This is a genomic window from Ferdinandcohnia sp. QZ13 (assembly GCF_031324165.1).
Lineage (GTDB): Bacteria > Bacillota > Bacilli > Bacillales > Bacillaceae_L > Ferdinandcohnia.
In genome coordinates this window covers 1769834-1789087 of the sequence record NZ_JAVIVW010000001.1, presented here as the reverse complement: position 1 = coordinate 1789087, position 19254 = coordinate 1769834, and the positions used below count along the sequence as shown (strand labels likewise).

Annotated in this window: 20 protein-coding genes and 1 other annotated feature; of the genes, 11 read left to right on the top strand and 9 right to left on the bottom strand. The window is 38.7% G+C overall.

Annotated features, from left to right (window positions below; genetic code table 11):
- Window positions 1-263: 263 nt before the first annotated feature.
- Genes RGU12_RS08725 through RGU12_RS08715 form a run of 3 tightly spaced genes read left to right on the top strand, consistent with a single transcriptional unit; the run spans window position 264 to window position 3308 of the window.
- Window positions 264-1589 carry a UDP-glucose dehydrogenase family protein gene (locus RGU12_RS08725; RefSeq protein ID WP_309535723.1) on the top strand — a complete coding sequence of 442 codons (1326 nt, stop codon included), beginning with the start codon at window positions 264-266 and terminating at the stop codon, window positions 1587-1589.
- A 22-nt stretch (window positions 1590-1611) separates the two neighbouring features.
- Window positions 1612-2169, top strand: a complete 558-nt coding sequence (locus RGU12_RS08720; protein ID WP_309535722.1) for a phosphatase PAP2 family protein — start codon at window positions 1612-1614, stop codon at window positions 2167-2169.
- Window positions 2166-3308, top strand: coding sequence for a glycosyltransferase family 4 protein (locus tag RGU12_RS08715; RefSeq protein ID WP_309535721.1), 1143 nt, complete (start codon window positions 2166-2168; stop codon window positions 3306-3308). The genes RGU12_RS08720 and RGU12_RS08715 overlap by 4 nt, the downstream gene beginning before the upstream one ends.
- A 32-nt stretch (window positions 3309-3340) precedes the next feature.
- On the opposite strand, the gene RGU12_RS08710 is transcribed toward RGU12_RS08715, so the two are convergent.
- Genes RGU12_RS08710 through RGU12_RS08695 form a run of 4 tightly spaced genes read right to left on the bottom strand, consistent with a single transcriptional unit; the run spans window position 3341 to window position 6030 of the window.
- Entirely contained in the window at window positions 3341-4036 is a 696-nt protein-coding gene (locus RGU12_RS08710) for a hypothetical protein (protein ID WP_309535720.1), read from the bottom strand.
- Window positions 4036-4764: a hypothetical protein gene (locus RGU12_RS08705; protein WP_309535719.1), complete on the bottom strand. Its 729-nt coding sequence runs from the start codon at window positions 4762-4764 to the stop codon at window positions 4036-4038. Before RGU12_RS08705 ends, RGU12_RS08710 begins: the two co-directional genes overlap by 1 nt.
- Window positions 4751-5647 (bottom strand): ABC transporter ATP-binding protein, encoded by an 897-nt coding sequence (locus RGU12_RS08700; protein WP_309535718.1) that lies wholly within the window; start codon window positions 5645-5647, stop codon window positions 4751-4753. Before RGU12_RS08700 ends, RGU12_RS08705 begins: the two co-directional genes overlap by 14 nt.
- Window positions 5644-6030 carry a GntR family transcriptional regulator gene (locus tag RGU12_RS08695; RefSeq protein WP_309535717.1) on the bottom strand — a complete coding sequence of 129 codons (387 nt, stop codon included), beginning with the start codon at window positions 6028-6030 and terminating at the stop codon, window positions 5644-5646. The genes RGU12_RS08700 and RGU12_RS08695 overlap by 4 nt, the downstream gene beginning before the upstream one ends.
- 619 nt (window positions 6031-6649) lie before the next feature.
- On the opposite strand from RGU12_RS08695, the gene RGU12_RS08690 reads away from it, so the two are divergent.
- Window positions 6650-7300 carry a 5-bromo-4-chloroindolyl phosphate hydrolysis family protein gene (locus RGU12_RS08690; RefSeq protein WP_309535716.1) on the top strand — a complete coding sequence of 217 codons (651 nt, stop codon included), beginning with the start codon at window positions 6650-6652 and terminating at the stop codon, window positions 7298-7300.
- Window positions 7301-7306: 6 nt separating this feature from the next.
- The gene (locus RGU12_RS08685) at window positions 7307-8488 is read left to right on the top strand and encodes a toxic anion resistance protein (protein ID WP_309535715.1); all 1182 of its coding nucleotides are present in this window, start codon (window positions 7307-7309) and stop codon (window positions 8486-8488) included.
- 43 nt (window positions 8489-8531) lie between these two features.
- On the opposite strand, the gene RGU12_RS08680 is transcribed toward RGU12_RS08685, so the two are convergent.
- The 5 genes from RGU12_RS08680 to RGU12_RS08660 all read right to left on the bottom strand — a co-directional run bounded on the left by RGU12_RS08680 (window position 8532) and on the right by RGU12_RS08660 (window position 13986).
- Complete coding sequence (locus RGU12_RS08680; RefSeq protein WP_309535714.1) at window positions 8532-9827, bottom strand: TRAP transporter large permease; 1296 nt, start codon at window positions 9825-9827, stop codon at window positions 8532-8534.
- Entirely contained in the window at window positions 9827-10309 is a 483-nt protein-coding gene (locus RGU12_RS08675; protein WP_309535713.1) for a TRAP transporter small permease, read from the bottom strand. Before RGU12_RS08675 ends, RGU12_RS08680 begins: the two co-directional genes overlap by 1 nt.
- Window positions 10302-11300 (bottom strand): TRAP transporter substrate-binding protein, encoded by a 999-nt coding sequence (locus RGU12_RS08670; protein ID WP_309535712.1) that lies wholly within the window; start codon window positions 11298-11300, stop codon window positions 10302-10304. The genes RGU12_RS08675 and RGU12_RS08670 overlap by 8 nt, the downstream gene beginning before the upstream one ends.
- A 154-nt stretch (window positions 11301-11454) precedes the next feature.
- Entirely contained in the window at window positions 11455-12804 is a 1350-nt protein-coding gene (gene brnQ, locus RGU12_RS08665) for a branched-chain amino acid transport system II carrier protein (RefSeq protein ID WP_309535711.1), read from the bottom strand.
- Window positions 12805-12889: 85 nt separating this feature from the next.
- Window positions 12890-13128: a binding site (T-box leader), on the bottom strand.
- 96 nt (window positions 13129-13224) lie between these two features.
- Window positions 13225-13986, bottom strand: coding sequence for an IclR family transcriptional regulator (locus RGU12_RS08660; protein WP_309535710.1), 762 nt, complete (start codon window positions 13984-13986; stop codon window positions 13225-13227).
- 150 nt (window positions 13987-14136) lie between these two features.
- On the opposite strand from RGU12_RS08660, the gene RGU12_RS08655 reads away from it, so the two are divergent.
- The 6 genes from RGU12_RS08655 to RGU12_RS08630 all read left to right on the top strand — a co-directional run bounded on the left by RGU12_RS08655 (window position 14137) and on the right by RGU12_RS08630 (window position 19180).
- Entirely contained in the window at window positions 14137-14781 is a 645-nt protein-coding gene (locus RGU12_RS08655; RefSeq protein WP_309535709.1) for a bifunctional 4-hydroxy-2-oxoglutarate aldolase/2-dehydro-3-deoxy-phosphogluconate aldolase, read from the top strand.
- Between the two features lie 3 nt (window positions 14782-14784).
- Window positions 14785-15798 (top strand): PfkB family carbohydrate kinase, encoded by a 1014-nt coding sequence (locus RGU12_RS08650; RefSeq protein ID WP_309535708.1) that lies wholly within the window; start codon window positions 14785-14787, stop codon window positions 15796-15798.
- A 215-nt stretch (window positions 15799-16013) separates the two neighbouring features.
- Window positions 16014-16844, top strand: a complete 831-nt coding sequence (gene kduI, locus RGU12_RS08645) for a 5-dehydro-4-deoxy-D-glucuronate isomerase (RefSeq protein ID WP_309536287.1) — start codon at window positions 16014-16016, stop codon at window positions 16842-16844.
- Between the two features lie 19 nt (window positions 16845-16863).
- A complete protein-coding gene (gene kduD, locus RGU12_RS08640; protein WP_309535707.1) occupies window positions 16864-17646 on the top strand; it encodes a 2-dehydro-3-deoxy-D-gluconate 5-dehydrogenase KduD in 783 nt (260 codons plus the stop codon).
- Window positions 17647-17811: 165 nt separating this feature from the next.
- Window positions 17812-18438 (top strand): YhbD family protein, encoded by a 627-nt coding sequence (locus RGU12_RS08635; RefSeq protein WP_309535706.1) that lies wholly within the window; start codon window positions 17812-17814, stop codon window positions 18436-18438.
- 16 nt (window positions 18439-18454) lie between these two features.
- Window positions 18455-19180 carry a polymer-forming cytoskeletal protein gene (locus RGU12_RS08630; RefSeq protein ID WP_309535705.1) on the top strand — a complete coding sequence of 242 codons (726 nt, stop codon included), beginning with the start codon at window positions 18455-18457 and terminating at the stop codon, window positions 19178-19180.
- The last annotated feature ends 74 nt before the right edge of the window (window positions 19181-19254 follow it).

The window sequence follows — 19254 nt, the reverse complement described above, 5'->3', positions numbered from 1 at the left end:
TTGATACTAGCTCTCGTGGACAAAACCAGACCTCGCAAATCGTGAAATGTCTTCGAGACCTGCTCTCAGAGACAAAACGAAACCACACATGTCGTGAAATGTCTTTGATACTCATCAATAACTACAGAATAGCGAAAAAGGAAGGGGCCACCCTTCCTTTTTTTCATTCCTCTATACCAAAACTTAACAATTCTTTTACAGTAGCTAAAGAAAATATTCGCAATTTTTCGATAGGATGTAGTAAAAGGCGATGGAGGGGTTAGATGAAGATTACGGTTGCGGGTGCAGGCTATGTCGGACTAGTTACAAGTGTTTGTTTAGCTGAACTCGGTCATGAAGTCATTTGCATTGATATCCAATCTGAAAAAATTGAACAGCTACAAGAAGGGTATTCTCCAATCTATGAACCGGAATTAGAGCCACTTTTACAGAAAAACCTGATAGAAGGCAGACTTTATTTCACGACAAACCCACGATACGCGTATACACATGCAGATGTCATTTTTATCGCAGTCGGTACTCCACAGCATGTAGATGGTACTGCAAATCTTGATTATGTCTATGACGTCATAGAAACAATCGCTGTACATATTGAAAATGATGTGATTATTTGTACAAAAAGCACAGTCCCTGTGGGAACGAATGAAAAAATCAAACGAATGATTGATTCAAAAAAGCTTCCGCAACTTCGCGTGGAAATCGTGTCAAACCCCGAATTCTTACGTGAAGGATCCGCTGTAGTTGATTTCTTTTATGGAGATCGCATTGTCATTGGGGCAGAGAACGAAGAAAGTGCTAGAGTGCTTGAAAACATCTATCAACCTCTAAAAATTCCAATCATTAAAACGGATGTTAAAAGTGCTGAAATGATTAAATACGCCTCAAATGCCTTTCTTGCCACAAAGATAAGCTTTGTGAATGAAATTGCAAGAATGTGTGAAAAAGTAGGGGCTAACATTGATGATGTCACATACGGGATTGGGAAGGACCAACGAATTGGACCCTACTTTTTAAAAGCAGGGCTTGGCTATGGGGGTTCTTGTTTTCCGAAAGATACGAGAGCACTCATGCATACTTCAGGTAGTTTGGGACATCATTTTGAACTACTTGAGGCGGTTATTAAAGTCAACAACCGTCAAAAATCGTTTCCTGTAGTAAAGGCAAAGGAGATTATGCCTTCATTAAAAGGTAAGAAGGTTGCCGTATTAGGACTTTCTTTTAAACCAAATACAGATGACATACGGGAAGCAGCTTCCATCACGGTCATTAAAGAGCTCCTACAGGAGGGGGCAAGTGTCACCGCTTATGACCCGATCGCTATTAAAAATGTAAAAGAACTATTTGGGGATTCCATTGACTATACAGATGAAATCCAAACAGCCATTTATCATGCAGACCTAACCATTATTACTACCGAATGGGAGCAAATTAAGCAATTCCCACTAAATCTCTACAGTGAATATATGAAAGAACCAAAAGTGATTGACGGAAGAAATTGCTACCCACTTGAAGAAGTACAGAAATACCCACTGTTATATGTTTCGATTGGCAGACCAACAGTGGTGAAAACACTAACAAATAAGCTTTAAGGGTAAAGGGGAGACATGGAACATGAAGGTTTTATATTCCATTTATAATGCTGATTGTCGAATCTTTCAAAAAGTGAACCAGCATTATGATATAAAATGGCTACACTTTTTCTTCTCAAGAATCACATTTTTAGGTGGGGCTACCTTTACCATTATCACTTGTCTTGCTTTAGCCCTTTTGACGACAAATCAACTAAGGATTACGGCAATCGCAAGCGCGCTTTCACTTGCGATTAGTCATCTACCTGTCCATGTAATCAAAAAACTGTATCCTAGGAAAAGGCCTTACTTAATAGTGGAAGAATCAAAGTTTCCGTTAAAAGCATTAACAGACCACTCGTTTCCTTCAGGACACACAACGGCGATATTTTCAGTTATTATTCCTTTTATTTTATATATGCCATACCTTTCCATCCTCCTACTTCCTATAGGGATCTGTGTGGGACTATCAAGAATCTTTCTAGGCTTGCATTATCCTTCTGACGTGATGGCGGGTGTGATTTTAGGAACCACATCTGGAGTTTTAAGCTTATCTTTGGCCATTCAATTATCGGAGTCTACCTTAAGGGGGATCTTATGAAAATAGCGATTTTTACAGATACTTACTATCCAGAGGTTAACGGTGTAGCACGCACATTAAAAAGGTTTACGGATTATTTAGAGGAACAAAATATGGATGTGAAGGTGTTTGCGCCAATGTCAGATTCGAATGAATATGTATCGAGTCATATTCACCGTTTTAAAAGCTTATCCTTTTTCCTATATCCAGAGTGCAGACTTGCCTTTCCGAATATGTTTCACATTCGAGCTGAACTCGAGAAGTTTTCACCTGATATCATCCATGTCGCGACCCCTTTTAATATTGGATTTTGGGGAAGTTACTATGCGAAAAAGTTAAATATACCGCTTGTAGGATCGTATCATACCGATTTTGATTATTATCTACAGTTTTATGATTTGCAATTTTTATCCAACCCCTTGTGGAAATATATGAAATGGTTTCATCGTCCATTTCAAAAGCTTTATGTTCCAACCCTTGTGACAAAAAATCAGCTTGAGGAAAAAGGGTTTTCTAACATCGAAATATGGACTCACGGAGTGGATTGCGAACTATTTAATCCTTATTACAATAGGGATGTTGTTCAAGAGAAGTATCAGGTTTCAAAAAAGTTTATCCTGACTTATGTGGGTCGGTTAGCGCCGGAAAAAAATGTAGAAGTACTCGTTGACATTGCAAACTCATTGCCAAGGGAGTGGAGTGAACAAATTCAATGGCTCATCGTTGGAGACGGTCCATTACGCAGTAAAATGGCGGAAGAAGCACCATCCAATATGGCCTTTACTGGATTTCTAAAAGGAACTGATTTGGCAGAGGTATATGCGGCTTCGGATGTTTTTGTCTTTCCGTCATCATCAGAAACCTTTGGAAATGTCATGCTTGAATCAATGGCAAGCGGTACACCGGTAGTTGGAGTGAATGCGGGTGGCGTTAAGAATGTTGTTCAAGAAGGTTTGACTGGTTATTTGTGTGAGCCAGGTAACACAAAGGACATTACGGATGCAATTCTGCATCTACTCAAAAATGACGGTGTTCGCAACCGAATGGCAATGGAAGGAAGAAAATATGCATTAACCCAAAAATGGGATGTCATCTTTGAAAACTTGCTTTACAGCTACTCAAATGTATTAAAAGATCCAAGCAAACAAAAATATGCATAATAATAAAAAGGAAGGGGAGACCCTTCCTTTTTTCATTGTTCTCCGAGAAAGTTCACAAACTCGCTACCAGTTAACTCAAGGCTTTTCGGAACTCGGATGATGAGAAAATCATAATTAAGGGGCTTATCATCATTAATCCTTTCATCAAACTCATCAGTTATCCCACCACCTCTAAATTGAGAAATCACAAAATCATTATGAAAGCTATGGAGTTTTACCTCATGGTCCATTGCAGGATTCGCAATTAACGTATTACCCTGGATTGAGATTGTTGGTGTTGGGATTTCGTCGTAAAAATCGTACCCATTGAATTGTGTATTTGCTACATAATAAATAATCTCGATCGTTTGGTCGTCATTTTCTTTTCGATCAAAAATGGTATACATGTTAATGTTATCCAAATATTGAATATTAAGTTGCGCTTGGTCAAACGGGATATTCCATCTTTCTTTTTCTTTTATCGCTTCCACATTTTCAAATGTCTCTTGTTCAATCGCTTGATGAATTTGCTCGAATGTCATATTAGGGCTTTCAGCTGAATCAATGGTTGATTTGGGGAGGCAATAATAGACAATAACAGCCACTACCAAGATAATAAAATACGTTCCGAGTAAAAGTTTTGTAAGTTTAGAGCCCGTGTACTTTTTACCGAAAAATACGGTTAGAAAAACAAGAGCTATAATAAATACCAAGATGATAAAAGGAAGTAAAATACCGATTACTGACATTATTTTCGAACCTCCAATCGGTTAGTTGCCGCAATCACAATCCAAATTAATATCGCAACTGTAACCACTACCTTTATTGTAAAAATAAGGATGGATGTTTCGAATGCAAAAAACGTAAAGCCGCTAAATGTGTCAAAAGTTCTACCTTCGTAAATTGCCCATCCAATGAATAGGGCTGGTATCACGAACCCGAAAAGTTTGTTTATTTGTGTAAACATTCCGATGAAATAACCAAGTGCAGCAAACAAAATTAGGTATAGGGCACCAATATAAATTCCAACTAACAAATCAGAAAATGATAGAAAAAAGTGATTGGTGATGATCAACTTGTTGCTTTCTTTGAAGTAAAGGATCACCCTTAACAGAATCCCAACAAAAGTCGAAGTGATACTGGCAATGAATGAATAGATCACTAGCATTCCGAACGTGGATAGATGGCTACTCATCCGGTTTGTTACAAATGAAAAATCAATATAATGATAGGGTTTTGTCGTTAGTGTGATTGCCGTAATAAAAGCCCAGAAGGCCGTAAACACAAAGATCATGCTTCCGGAGTAGGTGGAAATGGATATTCCACTAAGCCCCATCTGCCCAACGCCATTAAAAGAAAACAATAGCGCAATGGCCTGCACAGTTACAAGGCTTGTAAACGCACCATAATAGGAGCGAACCTTAAAAAATAATTGTTTTTTTACAACATCAAGTAAACTAGCATTAGTTAAAGACATCATTGATACCCCCTTTATTCTTTGCCGTGAGATACATACAAAGATCTTCTGTTGCAACAGGTGATAGTTCAATCCCACGCTTCTTCGCTTCTAACCAAGTTGGTTCTGGGTAAATATCCTTTACAACCGAATACGTGTAGTCATGACCGAAGTCCTCAACATAAATAACTTCCATACCCTTCGTAACTTGTTCGATTACGTCGGTTTTTCCGCGAAGCCCGACCGCAAACTCCTTCAAATCGTCAATTGGCTCATGAAGCACAACACTGCCATTTCGGATGAGGAGAACATTTTCTAGAATACTATCGATCTCATTTAGAAGGTGGCTTGAAAAGAGTACAGTTCTCGGGTGTGCAATGTAATCTTTCAATAATGCCTTGTAAAAGTCCTTACGTATCGCCGCATCCATTCCGGTTGTCGGTTCATCGAAGATTGTAATGGGGCAGCGGGCTGAGAGACCGATGATCATATTAAAGGTGCTTTTCATACCTTTTGAGAGATGATGATGGTGCTGCTTTGGATTTAAATCAAAGTAATCAAATAGACGTTTGGCCAATTGGTCATCCCAATTCGGATAAAAGCCTGCACTTGCATTTAAAATCTCGGATAAATTTAACCAAGGCGGAAAGACCATATTGTCATCCACAAAAATAAGATTGGAAGATATTTTTAAATTATTGAACGGATTCTCAGAAAAAACGTGAACCTCTCCAGAAGAAACTGGGTAAAATCCGGCGATAATTTTTAAAAGAGTTGTTTTTCCTGCACCATTTCTCCCAATGACCCCTGTTATTGTATTAGGCTTGATTGTAAAAGTGAGGTGATCTAAGGCTTTCATATCACCATAAAGTTTTGATACGTTGTTCACATCAATCGCATTCACTTCTGATTCCCCCTTTGCCGTTCCTTTTCTTCCTTAATTAGATTGATTAATTCTGTTTCACTAACCCCTAAACGCTCCGCTTCCAACACTAGTTCGTACACGAGATTTTTCATTGTTTGACTTTTCCTTTTCTCTAGAATAAATTGCGTGGCATTCGGCGTCACAAACATGCCAAGGCCGCGCTTTTTATAGAGGATATTTTCGTCTGCAAGGAGATTGAGCCCCTTCGCAGCAGTAGCAGGATTAATATTGAACATCTCCGCAAGCTGATACTGGGAAAACACCTTATGATCCTCAGGTATCGCTCCACTCAAAATTTCAGTTTCAATCCATTCAGAAATCTGTACATAAATAGGTTTTGCGCCATCCTGCTTAAACTTCATACAAACACCTCCTTAGGTGAATATGTACATTAGTGCATTAGTGATATAATGTACTATACTACATCCTATGAATAATTTCCAGATAATTTACTATAATTTTTAAAAATGGACTATAATTAGGGTAGAGTTGTAGGAATTGCTTTTGTTGAAAATACGCCTCAAGTCTTAGATTCTTGTAATTTCTAGGTCCATAGTTTGAATAAATATCTTATAGTATAGTTAAGTTGAGGAAAAAGAGATTATGAAGGGGAAAAGGTTGCTTTGGTGGGGCGAAAATCTCGTTCATTGGGTAGATGAAGGGGAAATGGTAGTGGTGGTATTGTGGGAATCCCGTTCATCGAGAGAATGAAGGGTAAAAGGCCACGCTGGTGTGGTGGGAATCCCGTTCATCCAAGACGATGAAATCCCGAAAGAAGCAGTCATCCGGAGAGAAAGTCCTTCATCCAACTTATGTAGTCCAGACCCCGGAATCCAGAGCGCCTTACCCAGAACCCAGCAAGCCTTTCTTAGGGCGGCACCTCCAATGAACAACACCATTTTTTCCCTCTAAAGTTTTTGAAACCAACGTTCGTGTTGGTTCGTATATAATAGTAAGACTTAAATGTTAGGAGTCGATGGTATGAATTCGTTTCTCGCTTTTATTGTTAAATCGTTTATTTCAGTGCCGACAACGGCTACTGTTTGGTTAGTAAGCTTTTTTGCATTTGATCAAACATTCCTACTTTCGTCTGGATATGCATTAGTAGGTGGCGGAATTGCCTATTTTGGAACGTCAGCCATTATCAAGCAATCCTTTTTGCGAAAACATCGCCTAACGAGGAAGGAATATCAGTATATTGAGAGAAATTTAAAAGAAGCAAAGAAAAAACTTGCTAGACTCAATAAATCCATTTTTTCCGTTCGTCACATACCGTCATTAAAACAAAGAGTCGACTTACATCGTGTCACCAAGAAAATTTATCGCTTAACGAAAAGTGAACCGCGACGCTTTTACCTAGCAGAACGATTCTATTTTTCACATCTAGATTCAGTTGTGGAGTTAACGGAGAAGTATGCTTTTCTTTCATCCCAACCGAAGAAAAATAGTGAACTTGAGCGGTCACTGCACGAAACACGAAGGGTACTTGAAGAATTAACACACACTATTGAGAAGGATTTACACAAAATGCTTTCGAATGATATAGAAGACCTACAGTTCGAAATTGATGTAGCAAAGAACTCGAATAAACAAGCAAATGATAACGCATTTCTTGATCAAAACAGGAGGTAAATGAGTATGAGTGAACAGTATTCTCCAAATTATAAAGAGCCGACAAATTTAATGGATGAATTACTTGCCAATCCATTTGATGAGAAGAAAGATGAGCAGGAAAATCCGATTGTTCTCACACAAGAAGAAAAAAAGCCTGTTCGATTAGTAGATGTATTGCCTGAAGAAAATAAGGAGAAAGCTCTTCAGCTTGCGAAACAAATTGACCCAACGAATCACCAAGCGATGATTTCGTACGGAACGCCGGCACAAAACAAGCTGCTTTCATTTTCAAATACAATGCTTGAGCATGTTCAAAAAAATGATGTCGGTGAGGTTGGAAAAATCATTTCAGAACTCATGCACCGTCTAGATGACATGAAGCCTGAAGAATTGAGTCCTGAAAAACGCTCTGTCATTTCACGGATCTTTGGAAAAGTATCTAATTCCGTACAAGAGGTACTATCCAAATACCAAAAAACAGGGGCTCAAATTGATCGAATTAGTGTGAAGCTTGATCGAAGTAAAAATGTCCTTTTATCAGATATTGCGATTTTAGAAAAGCTTTACGATAACAATAAGGATTATTTTGATGCGTTAAACGTATATATTGCTGCAGGTGAACTGAAGCTTGAAGAGATGCATAAACAAGTCATCCCAGAATTAAAAAAACAAGCAGAAGCAACAAATGACCAAATGAAAGTTCAAGAAGTGAATGATATGGTTCAATTTGCGGACCGCCTTGAAAAACGTGTACATGACTTAAAGTTAAGCCGTGAAATTACGATTCAAAGTGCGCCACAAATCCGATTGATTCAAAACACAAACCAAGCACTTGTTGAAAAAATTCAATCATCGATCATGACGGCGATTCCGTTATGGAAAAATCAAGTGGCGATTGCGTTAACATTAATCAGACAGCGAAATGCGGTAGAAGCACAAAAACAAGTTGCCAAAACTACGAATGAACTTTTATTGAAGAATGCTGAAATGCTAAAAAGCAATACGCTTGAAACAGCAAGAGAAAATGAGCGCGGATTAGTTGATGTAGAAACATTGAAGAGAACAAAAGAAAACCTCATTTCTACATTAGAAGAAACGTTAAGAATCCAAGAAGAAGGTCGAAACAAGCGACGCCAAGCCGAGCTTGAACTTGCATCAATGGAAACAGAATTACGTCAAAAACTACTAGATATCAAAACAGACTAAATAAAAGGCTAGGTACAAAATACGGTACCTAGCCTTACCTATTTTATAATCCAAACAGTTGTGGTAAGAATAATGAAATTTGTGGGACAAAGGCAACGAGTAGTAATACCAAAATAACAACCCCGAAATAAGGTAATAATGTTGGGACCACTTCTTCAATTTTAACCTTCGCAACACTACAACCAACGAATAATGCACTTCCCACTGGCGGAGTCATGTTTCCAATACAAAGTCCGAAACAGATGATCATTCCAAAATGAATAGGGTCCATTCCGAAGCTTTGTGCCACTGGTAAAAAGATTGGCGTGAAAATAAGGACGGCTGGTGTAATATCCATAAACGTACCAACGAGTAACAAGATAAAAATGATAATGAGAATAATCCCAATTTGATTATCCGTAATTGATAGTAAAGCACTACTAATCGCTTCAGGCAATCTCATATAAGACATTACAAGTGAAAATAAAGCTGAAGCTGTAATTAAGAAAAGAATCATGCCTGTGATTTCGATCGTTTCAATAAAAATAGCTGGTAAATCCTTAAGCTTAAAGTTTTTATAAATGATCGAAAGAATAACTGAGTAAATAACCGCAACAGCTGCACCCTCAGTAGCTGTAAAAACACCGGCAACAATTCCGCCGATTACAATGACAATCAAGAATAAACTTGGAATAGCACTCAAGATAATATAAAATACGTCTCTTGCAGTTGGTAATTGCGAAACAGGGTAGTTTTCTTTCTTTGCCATAAAATAAGCAACAACCATCACGGCAAGACCCCATAAAATCCCTGGAATATATCCAGCCATAAAGAGAGCTGCAACTGAAGTACCACCACTAACTAATGAGTACACAATTAATACTGAACTTGGCGGGATAATTAATCCCGTTGGAGCGGAGGCGATATTAACGGCTGCCGAATAAGTCAATTTGTAGCCTTGATTCGTTTGCATTGGTGTCATAATACGTCCCATTGCAGCAGCAGAGGCAACGCTCGAACCAGAGATTGAACCGAATAACATATTACCAACCGCATTCGTATGGGCTAATGATCCTGGAAGCTTTCCAACCAATACCTTCGCAAAATTGACAAGTCGGAAGGCAATTCCACCATTATTCATAATAATCCCTGATAATACGAATAAAGGAATCGCTAACATTGTAAAGTTATCAATACCCGTTACCATTCGTTGCGCTGATGTTAAAATGGCCACATCGAATGGCAATACAAATAAAAATGTAACAACTGAACTCAAGATAATGGCGATCGCAATTGGTGCACCAAATAATAATAAAAAGAAAAAGGTGGCAAAAAGAATAAGACCAGCGATTGTTTCCATTATAGGATCACCTCTCTTTTTCTTTCTTTATAGGACATCAAACTGTGAATTTGATAAAGGACAATGCATATGCCGGAAACTAGAATGGCAGCATAAACAACTCCCATTGATAGCCCAGTTGCAGCTGCAGCTTGAGCAGAAGTTAGTATGACAATTCTAATACCGCCGTAAACCATTAAAATGGCAGCCGTCAAAAGAATAATAATATCGGTTGCAAATTCAATTTGGAGCTGTACCTTTGGACTAAACTTTTCTCTTATAAAAAGAATTCCAATATGCTTTTTTGCACCGAACACATAGGCAGCTGACATGAGTCCAAACCAAATTAACATATATCGTGTTAATTCCTCAGTTCCGGGAGAGGAAATATTAAAAACATATCGAGATAATACTTGCCAGGACGATAGTACAACCATGGAGACAAGCAGTAAACTTGAGAAGACGATTAATACTTTGTCCAGAATTTGTTTTACCTTATTCATTAGATGATGTCCCCTTCATTAATTTGTAAATATTTTTTGTTTTTTCATCCTTCGCATAAGCCTCGTGAAGTGGCTTTACAGCATTAATGAAGGAGTCTTTATCTACGTCGATAAAATGAACGCCCATTTTTGTTTTTGCGATTTCGGTCTGTTCTTTAATTGATTTTGCCCAAACATCTTCGTGATAAAGGGTAGCTTCCTTTGCTGCTTCCTGAATGATTCTTTTTTCATCATCTGTAAATTCGTTGTATCGTTTTGCGTTAATGATGAGCATATCTGGTACGATTTGGTGACCGGTATACATATAATATTTGGCAACCTCTCCATGATTGTTACCAACTAGAGCGGTTTCATTATTTTCAGCAGCATCGATAACTCCTGATTGTAGGGCTGTATACACCTCTCCATAAGCCATTGGAGTAGGAAGACCACCGAAGGCCTCGATCATACTTACACTCGTTTGACTTGGTTGAACCCTCGTTTTTAAACCAGACACATCAGCAACCGTTTTTACTTCTCGATCCTTCGTATATAAATTTCGAGAACCTGCATTGAAGTAGGTTAAGGCAATAAAACCGATATCCTCGGTTTTGTAATAAAGTTGATCGGTGATATTTTTATCATTCATTTTTTTCTCAAATTCGTCGTAACTCTCAAACACATATGGCAAGCTGAAGATTGAGTAATCGGATTCAAAACCTTCTAAAGCACTTGCACTTACCTTTGCGACATCAACAGCACCTGATTGTGTTAATTCAAGTACTTCACGTTCACTTCCTAGTTGACCATTTGGATAGATTTCCACCTGTATTTTATTATTTGATTTTTCTTCAACTAATCGGCCAAATTCCACGAGTGATAGATGAACTGGATGGTCTAACGTTTGGTTGTGGGCAAGCTTCAATTCTTTAACCCCAGCCTCTTGATTGTTACACCCTACAATGAAAAATGCGATTAATCCAACAAGTAGTAATAGGGCAATCTTTCTCATGCTGCTTCCTCCTAAGATTAAAAATAAGCGGTTCCATTTTTATATTTTGTGTTGGATAGTAGAACTTATCCTAAAAATTGGAACAATGTAAAATTGATTTGTTTAGAAAACAAACAAATTACAACATTTAAAAAGAGTACCATAAGTACTCTTTTCAATCAATCATTTTTGTGTAACCTTTTATTTCCATGTCATGTACTGTTTCGACCTTTTTACTGAATTGGCTCATCACCAGTCCAAGTGCGGTACCAACGAGAGCGGGAACGATCCACTCTAACCCAGCAGATGCAAGTGGAAGCATATTTTTCATATCCTGAACAGGTCCAAGGTCAAGTCCGAATGCATTTAATCCACTGATTAAGGCAAATAAACCGGTGAATAACATCGATGAACCATAAACGGCTTTGACATTTTTAAAATATCGACTAAAGAAGGTTAAGACTACTAACACAATTAATAGTGGGTACGTCATCACTAAGAATGGAACAGAAACTTTTAAAATCTGTGCTAATCCAAGGTTTGAAAGCGTAAATCCAACTAACGTTACAAGAAGTACAACTGTTTTATAGCTTAACTTTGGAAGTAAATTTGAAAAATATTGACCACAAGCAGTTGTTAGTCCAACTACAGTAGTGAAACAAGCTAATGTGAAAATCAGGCCAAGAAGTAGAGTACCGCTTGGGCCAAATAATAGGGTAGCAGCGGAAGATAAAATTTGTGTTCCGTCTGCAAAAGTGCCGTGACCTGCCATCTTAGCGCCAATTAATCCAATCCCTACATAAATGGCAGAAAGCAAAATACCTGCAATCATCCCAGCTTTAAACGTGTATCTTGTTAACTGTGAACGATTTTCGATACCTCTTTTTTGAATTGAGTTTAAGATAACAATTCCGAATGCTAAAGAAGCAAGAGCATCCATTGTGTTGTATCCTTCTAGGAATCCTGTGAAAAACGCACCTGATTGATAGCCCTCTGTTGGGTTAAGGAAAGGTGTATCAAGCTTAAATAATCCAACAGCGATTAAAATAACAATGGCAACTACCAGGGTTGGAGCAATAAAGCGCCCCATATATTGTTCCATTTTGCTAGGATTTAAGCTGATAAAATAGACAATACCAAAAAAGACAACGGAGAAAAGCAAAAGAATAAGTGCAGTATTGGTTGATTCAGGTAAAAATGGGGTAATCCCCATTTCGAAAGCAACATTTGCGTTTCTTGGGATCGCAAGAAATGGTCCGATACATAGATAAACAGCAACCATAAAAGCTGTGCTAAATACAGGGTGAACTCGATCGCCCATTGCCTGAGCGCCACCTTTTACAAGGGAAACTGCGAAGATGACAAGAACAGGTAAACCAACTCCCGTTACGATAAATCCAAGCATACCAGTCCAAAAGTTTGTACCAGCACCAGCACCTAAAAACGGTGGGAAAATTAAATTACCAGCACCAAAAAACATTGAAAATAACATAAAACCGATAAATAAAGTGTCTAATTTCTTCATGGGAATTACTCTCCTTACATAGTATTTTTGGGACGGAGGGACAGGTCCGTTGTCCTGACGAAAAAACAAAAAACCTCGCCCCTATAATAGGGACGAGGTTAACTCGCGATACCACCCAGATTCCGCAGCCAAAAAGGCGCGACGCTCACTAACGTACTATCATACGTGTTCCTTCGTAACGGCGGACTCCCCGTCAAAGCTTACTATTTTCAGCTTTGCATCTCTGAGATGATTTTCGGATGGCTCTGAACATCGACTTTCAGCAACTGTCGACTTTCTGGGGAACAGAATTCCTATCGTACTCTTTCTCGTCATCGATTTTTAATATATTGGTATAATAACAGGGAAGTAAGAGAAGGTCAATAAGTTTTTTGATAGTTTTTATAATTGGGAGTTTTGAATAGGACGGGATCCTTGTCCTTATCCTAATTCACTCTCAATCCCTCTTTTACACGCAAGCACATTCTCAATGATTTGTGTAATAAATTCATCGGTGATCCGATATTTTGGAACACTGACACTAAATGCCCCGTAGTTTTTACCATTGACTGTAATACTTGCCCCTACACAGAATATATCCGCTTCGTGTTCTTCATTGTCAAATGCATATCCGTTTTTACGGATTTCATGGATTTCCTTCATAAACCCTTCTTTAGTTGTGATCGTGTTTTCTGTTTTCTTTACTAATGTATGATTGTTAAAATACTCTTCGATTTGTTCGTCCGTTTGGTCGGCTAGGATTGATTTTCCCATTGCAGAACAATAGAGCGGGATAGCTTTACCGACACGTGAATACAAGGAAACTGGATTAAAGCTTTCTAGTTTTGTGATATAAATGATGCTCGATTGGTCAAGGATGCCCATATGGACCGTTTCCGTTGTTTGTTCCCTTAGTTTTTCTAAAAAGGGCTGTGCAAGATCTTTTATTTCGGTTTGGTTTAAAGCTTTGTTTGCGTATTTGATAATGGACCTACCAAGCCGGAATTTTTTCGTTTCCTCGTCCTTTTGTACATATCCAATTAATTGGAGAGTATCTAAAATTTTTAATGCTGTGGAACTAGTTAGTTCGGTTTCTTTCGCGATTTGTTGAAGGCTTTGTGGCTTATCTGTCGAGGACAGATATTTTAAGATGCTGTCGGCTTTTATCAGGACAGTGCCATATGGTTGCTTCTTTTCTTGCAAGGTCGTCACTCTCTTTTCGTAAATATTCCGTAAATTTATTAATCTAGCTGTTGAAATCCCTTACACTATTATATATAATAGCCTTGTAAGTTTCCATATAATAAAGTTAATTTCCAAATAGGAAATAGTCAAGAGATTTTGGAGGCAACCATGAAAAAAATAAAGATACTCTCAAAAATTGCGGATTGCGGCGTAGTCGCGGTTGTCCGAGCAGATTCAAAAGAAGAAGCAGTAAAAATCTCAGAAAGCTGTGTCGAGGGTGGGATCAAAGGAATCGAGGTGACCTTTACAGTCGATGGTGCTGACGAGGTGATTAAGGAGCTAGCTTCCATCTACAAAAATAGTGAAGTTGTAATTGGAGCAGGGACTGTTCTTGATGCGACAACTGCACGAATTGCGATATTAGCAGGAGCACAATTTGTCGTGAGCCCAAGCTTTGATGAAGAAACTGCTAAACTATGTAACTTGTATCAAATTCCGTACATGCCCGGGTGCATGACGATTACGGAAATGAAACGTGCACTTGAATCCGGTGCAGATATTATCAAGCTCTTCCCGGGGAATGCTTTTAGGCCGGATTTTGTGAAAGCGGTTAAAGCACCACTCCCACAGGTGAATATCATGCCAACAGGTGGGGTAAGCCTCGATAACATTGATCAATGGATTAAAAATGGATGTGTGGCTGTAGGTGTTGGCGGAAATCTAGTTGCCCCTGCAAAAACAGGAGATTACGCGAAAATAACGGAATACGCTGCCCAATATGTCGCTAAAGTTAAAGAAGTAAGAGGGGAGTAAATGATGAAAAAGATTGTTGTATTTGGTGAACCCTTACTTCGCTTATCCACGAACCTAGGTGAACGCCTTTTTCAAACAGACCAGCTAACAATCAATTACGGCGGAGCTGAAGCAAATGTGGGAGCATCCCTTTCACGTTTTGGCTATGAGGTCTATTTTGTTGGGAAAGTGCCGAATAATCCACTCGGGCAGGGGTATGAACGGCATTTACATTCATTTGGCATTCACACTGATTACCTTTTAAAAGGTGGAGAGCGCCTGGGTACATACTACTTGGAAACAGGTGTAGGTGAAAGAAGTGCACAGGTCACATATGACCGAAAAGGCTCAAGCTTTGCACAACTTTCAACGGACGAAATCAATTTTGCTGAAATTTTACAAGATGCTGATCTGTTTCATGTATCAGGGATTACGCCCGCACTATCGCGAAACTTACAGGAATTAACTCTCCAAGGATTAAAAATTGCTAAAGAACTAGGTGTCACAACAAGCTTCGATTTCAATTACCGAGCAAAATTATGGAGTCTTGAAGAGGCCTCAGCAGCAATGAAACCATTTTTACCATATGTCGATATTTGCTCATGTGGAGAATTGGATGCGCTTAACTTGTTAGGAATTGAAGAAGCAGATGATACTTTGGACCAATCTCAAAAACTTACTTTTTACTATAAAAAGATTACGGAAATGTATCCCAATATCAAATACTTGTATTCTACGTTTAGAGAAGTGTTTTCTGCTTCCCATAATAGATTGCAAGGTAATTTATTTATTAGTGGGAAGTTATATCAATCAAGGGTCCATGACATTACTCAGATTGTAGACAGGGTTGGGGGCGGAGATGCGTTTGCTTCTGGAGTTCTCTTTGGAATTCTAGAAGGACTTGAGCCCGAGCAAATCGTCACCTTTGGTACGGCAGCATCCGCTTTAAAACATTCTGTTCATGGTGATAGCAATATCTTTTCGGAAGAGGATATCAGAGCATTTGCTGAAAATGCCTCAGGTAAAATCGTCCGTTAAAGGTATTCAAATATAAGTTCAAAAAGGAGGATGAAGAGGACCAAGGATTTCAAGGCGGCGCAGCTTTGAGTACCGGAGCGTATGTAGTTAATACGTGAGGAACGGAGAAGGAAGCCAACGAAGAAATACGATGTGTCATATTCACCGGACTTTTTGAACGTCTGCTTCAAATATAAAAATATGACTTTTAGGAGGAATATAACATGGAAACAAAAATGGAAACACGTTATGCGAATCATCCGGAGGAAATCAAAAGATTTAATACTGATGAATTAAGAAAACAATTTTTGGTGGAAACCATTTTCGAGCCAGGACAAGTAAAGTTAACATATACACATAATGACCGTATGATCTTTGGTGGAGTAACTCCTACTGATAAAGAATTAACAATAACCCTTAATAAAGAATTAGGAGTTGAGTATTTCTTAGAGCGCCGTGAATTAGGAATTATTAACATTGGTGGCGAAGGAATGGTTATTCTTGATGGTGAAGAATACAACATGGTTCGTCAAGATGGATTATATGTAGGTAAAGGAACGAAGGAAGTTTTATTCACTTCTAAGGATCCTAACAATCCAGCGAAGTTTTACATCAATTCAGCACCAGCACACCATAAGTATCCAACTGTAAAAATCGATATTAATGAAATTAAACCATTCGAAACAGGCGAGCCTGGAACACTGAACGAACGTAAAATCTATCAATACGTACATCCAAATGTATGTGAAAGCTGCCAATTACAAATGGGTCTAACGATGCTTTCTCCTGGAAGCGTTTGGAACACAATGCCATGTCACACACATGAGCGCAGAATGGAAGTTTACTTATACTTTGATATGGAGCCAGAAACTCGTGTATTCCACTTCATGGGGCAACCTGATGAAACAAGACATCTTGTCATGAAAAATGAACAGTGTGCGATTTCACCAAGCTGGTCAATTCATACTGGTACAGCAACAAGCAACTATACATTCATCTGGGGTATGTGTGGAGAAAACATCACATATACGGACATGGATGTTGTAGCAATGGAAGATTTACGATAAGAAACTTGGAGGACGCAAAATGACTACACAATTGTCTGATTTCTCATTAGACTTTTTCTCGCTAAAAGGAAAAGTTGCCATTGTAACTGGTGGAGCAACTGGACTAGGTCAAGGCTTTGCGGTAGCATTAGCAAAAGCTGGAGCAGACCTGTTCATCACGACACACGGTACTAGCTGGGACGAAACAAGAGAATTAATCGAAAAAGAAGGCCGCCGTGTTGAATTTTTCCAAACGGATTTATCCAAACGCGAAAATGCAAGAGAAGTAGTAGCTGCATGCGTAAAAGCATATGGGAAAGTTGATATTTTGGTAAACAACGCAGGAACAATCCGCCGTTCTCCAATCCTAGAGTATAAGGAAGAGGATTGGGATGCGGTTATCAATCTGAATTTAAATTCACTTTATACTTTAAGTCAAGAGGCTGCAAAAGTAATGGTAGAGCAAAAGAGTGGAAAAATCATCAATGTTGCGTCCATGCTTTCCTACCAAGGCGGAAAATTTGTTCCTCCATATACTGCAAGTAAGCATGCGGTACACGGACTTACCAAGTCATTTGCCAATGAACTTGCTGAATACGGGATTCAAACAAATGCAATCGCACCAGGATATGTAGCTACAAATAACACTGCACAAATCCGTGCCGATGAAAAGCGCAATACCGAAATTCTATCACGTATCCCTGCAGCACGCTGGGCAACCCCAGCCGACCTAATGGGGGCAGTCGTATTCCTAGCAAGCAACGCTTCCGATTACGTAAATGGCCACACCCTTGCAGTTGACGGCGGTTGGTTGGCGAGATAAATCCTTTAAAAAGCTGTTTCGCAAAATATGCGAATCAGCTTTTTTTTTTTGGATGGAGGGACAGGTTCCTCGTCCAAAAATTTTTTTACAAAATCATGTAATTTTATGTTGTGTAACGTAACAGTGTTATGTTACATTATTTTTATAGAAAGGAGCCGGTTAGAAATGAGTGAAGAGTTATTATCGAAAAAGGAGTTACTTGAAGTAACAGGCATTTCTTATGGGCAGCTTTACAGATGGAAGCGAAAAGACTTGATTCCGGAGGAGTGGTTTATTCGAAAATCAACTTTTACCGGGCAGGAGACCTTTTTTCCAAAAGAAAGGATCTTAGAGCGAATTGATCGGATTCAAAAAATGAAGGAAAATCTATCCCTTGATGAAATGGCGGAAATGTTCTCACCCAATGTAGGTGATTTGAACCTCAGTAAAATGGAACTGGTGAAACGTGGTCTCGCCTCAGAAACGACCATCAATCTCTACCTAGACCAGCTCAAAGATAGTCCAGAAAAGTTTCATTTTGAAGGAATCTTAACTGTCTATCTGGTAGAAAAGTTGCTGCAAACAGGAGATATCAGCCTTGAAGAGGCTAAAATGGTAATCCAAGTTTCAAACGATTATTTTTCAAAAGAAAAACAAAGCTACGGTGAAATGGTGATTGTCCGCAAGCTAGGAGTTTCAACTTGTTTTATTGTGCAAAGTACAACAGATTTTGTGATGGACCAAGGAACTAAACTAATCGTCAAAATCGCTTTTACAAATGAAATGGAAGAATTGAGAACGAAATTAATCTAAGTGGGAGGCTTAAAATATGGTGAATCTTGAGAACCAAGGAAACTTAATTATTAACGGAATGGGATCTTCCGGTGGTGGCAGCTTTAATAAAGTATTAATTAACGGTAAAGGGAATGTGCAGGGGGACATTGAATGTAATGATTTTACGATAAATGGAACTGGCACCGTTGCCGGGAATGTCAAAGGAAATGAAGGAAAAATAAGCGGTAACGGAAACATTGAAGGGTCTATCGAATTTGAGCAATTTATCATTGAAGGTGCTGGTGGAATTCAAGGTGATGCAAAAATTAATAACATGAAGATATCAGGTAACGGAAAAATCGGTGGCAGCTTAAAAGCGGAAGAAATAAAATTACGAGGAAAAGCCACGATTGCAGAAGATTGTGAGGCTGAGGAGTTCAAAGGCACAGGCGATTTTGTAATCGGAGGATTATTAAACGCGGACGTAATCGATATCTCCATTGCCGGTGAATGTCATGCGAAAGAAATCGGCGGTCGAACCATTAAAGTTAAAAAAGGAATTTTTAGTTTCCTTAATAATCTTTTTAAAGCGGTCTATCCAGTTTCGCTAACAACGGAAATAATCGAGGCAGATGAAATTGAAATTGAATATACAAATGCTAAAATGGTTCGAGGAGATAACATCACTATTGGACCAAACTGCCATATTGACGTAGTTGAATACAAAGGTACATTCTCGCAGGACCCATCTGCAACAGTAGTAGAAGCAAAACAAATCTAATAGAACAATGTTTTGTTAATGTCCCTCATTCTAGGTGAGGGGCATTTTTATGTAAAGAGACACGTGGAACGCTT

Bases quoted from the DNA above. Each gene is read 5' to 3' on its own strand.
- RGU12_RS08635 (WP_309535706.1), top strand. From the start codon at position 17,812: ATGAGTGAAGAGTTATTATCGAAAAAGGAGTTACTTGAAGTAACAGGC.
- RGU12_RS08630 (WP_309535705.1), top strand. From the start codon at position 18,455: ATGGTGAATCTTGAGAACCAAGGAAACTTAATTATTAACGGAATGGGA.
- RGU12_RS08675 (WP_309535713.1), bottom strand. From the start codon at position 10,309: ATGAATAAGGTAAAACAAATTCTGGACAAAGTATTAATCGTCTTCTCA.
- RGU12_RS08715 (WP_309535721.1), top strand. From the start codon at position 2,166: ATGAAAATAGCGATTTTTACAGATACTTACTATCCAGAGGTTAACGGT.
- RGU12_RS08720 (WP_309535722.1), top strand. From the start codon at position 1,612: ATGAAGGTTTTATATTCCATTTATAATGCTGATTGTCGAATCTTTCAA.
- RGU12_RS08685 (WP_309535715.1), top strand. From the start codon at position 7,307: ATGAGTGAACAGTATTCTCCAAATTATAAAGAGCCGACAAATTTAATG.
- RGU12_RS08705 (WP_309535719.1), bottom strand. From the start codon at position 4,764: ATGTCTTTAACTAATGCTAGTTTACTTGATGTTGTAAAAAAACAATTA.
- RGU12_RS08725 (WP_309535723.1), top strand. From the start codon at position 264: ATGAAGATTACGGTTGCGGGTGCAGGCTATGTCGGACTAGTTACAAGT.
- kduD (WP_309535707.1), top strand. From the start codon at position 16,864: ATGACTACACAATTGTCTGATTTCTCATTAGACTTTTTCTCGCTAAAA.
- RGU12_RS08695 (WP_309535717.1), bottom strand. From the start codon at position 6,030: ATGAAGTTTAAGCAGGATGGCGCAAAACCTATTTATGTACAGATTTCT.
- RGU12_RS08690 (WP_309535716.1), top strand. From the start codon at position 6,650: ATGAATTCGTTTCTCGCTTTTATTGTTAAATCGTTTATTTCAGTGCCG.
- brnQ (WP_309535711.1), bottom strand. From the start codon at position 12,804: ATGAAGAAATTAGACACTTTATTTATCGGTTTTATGTTATTTTCAATG.
- RGU12_RS08680 (WP_309535714.1), bottom strand. From the start codon at position 9,827: ATGGAAACAATCGCTGGTCTTATTCTTTTTGCCACCTTTTTCTTTTTA.
- RGU12_RS08710 (WP_309535720.1), bottom strand. From the start codon at position 4,036: ATGTCAGTAATCGGTATTTTACTTCCTTTTATCATCTTGGTATTTATT.
- RGU12_RS08655 (WP_309535709.1), top strand. From the start codon at position 14,137: ATGAAAAAAATAAAGATACTCTCAAAAATTGCGGATTGCGGCGTAGTC.
- kduI (WP_309536287.1), top strand. From the start codon at position 16,014: ATGGAAACACGTTATGCGAATCATCCGGAGGAAATCAAAAGATTTAAT.
- RGU12_RS08670 (WP_309535712.1), bottom strand. From the start codon at position 11,300: ATGAGAAAGATTGCCCTATTACTACTTGTTGGATTAATCGCATTTTTC.
- RGU12_RS08650 (WP_309535708.1), top strand. From the start codon at position 14,785: ATGAAAAAGATTGTTGTATTTGGTGAACCCTTACTTCGCTTATCCACG.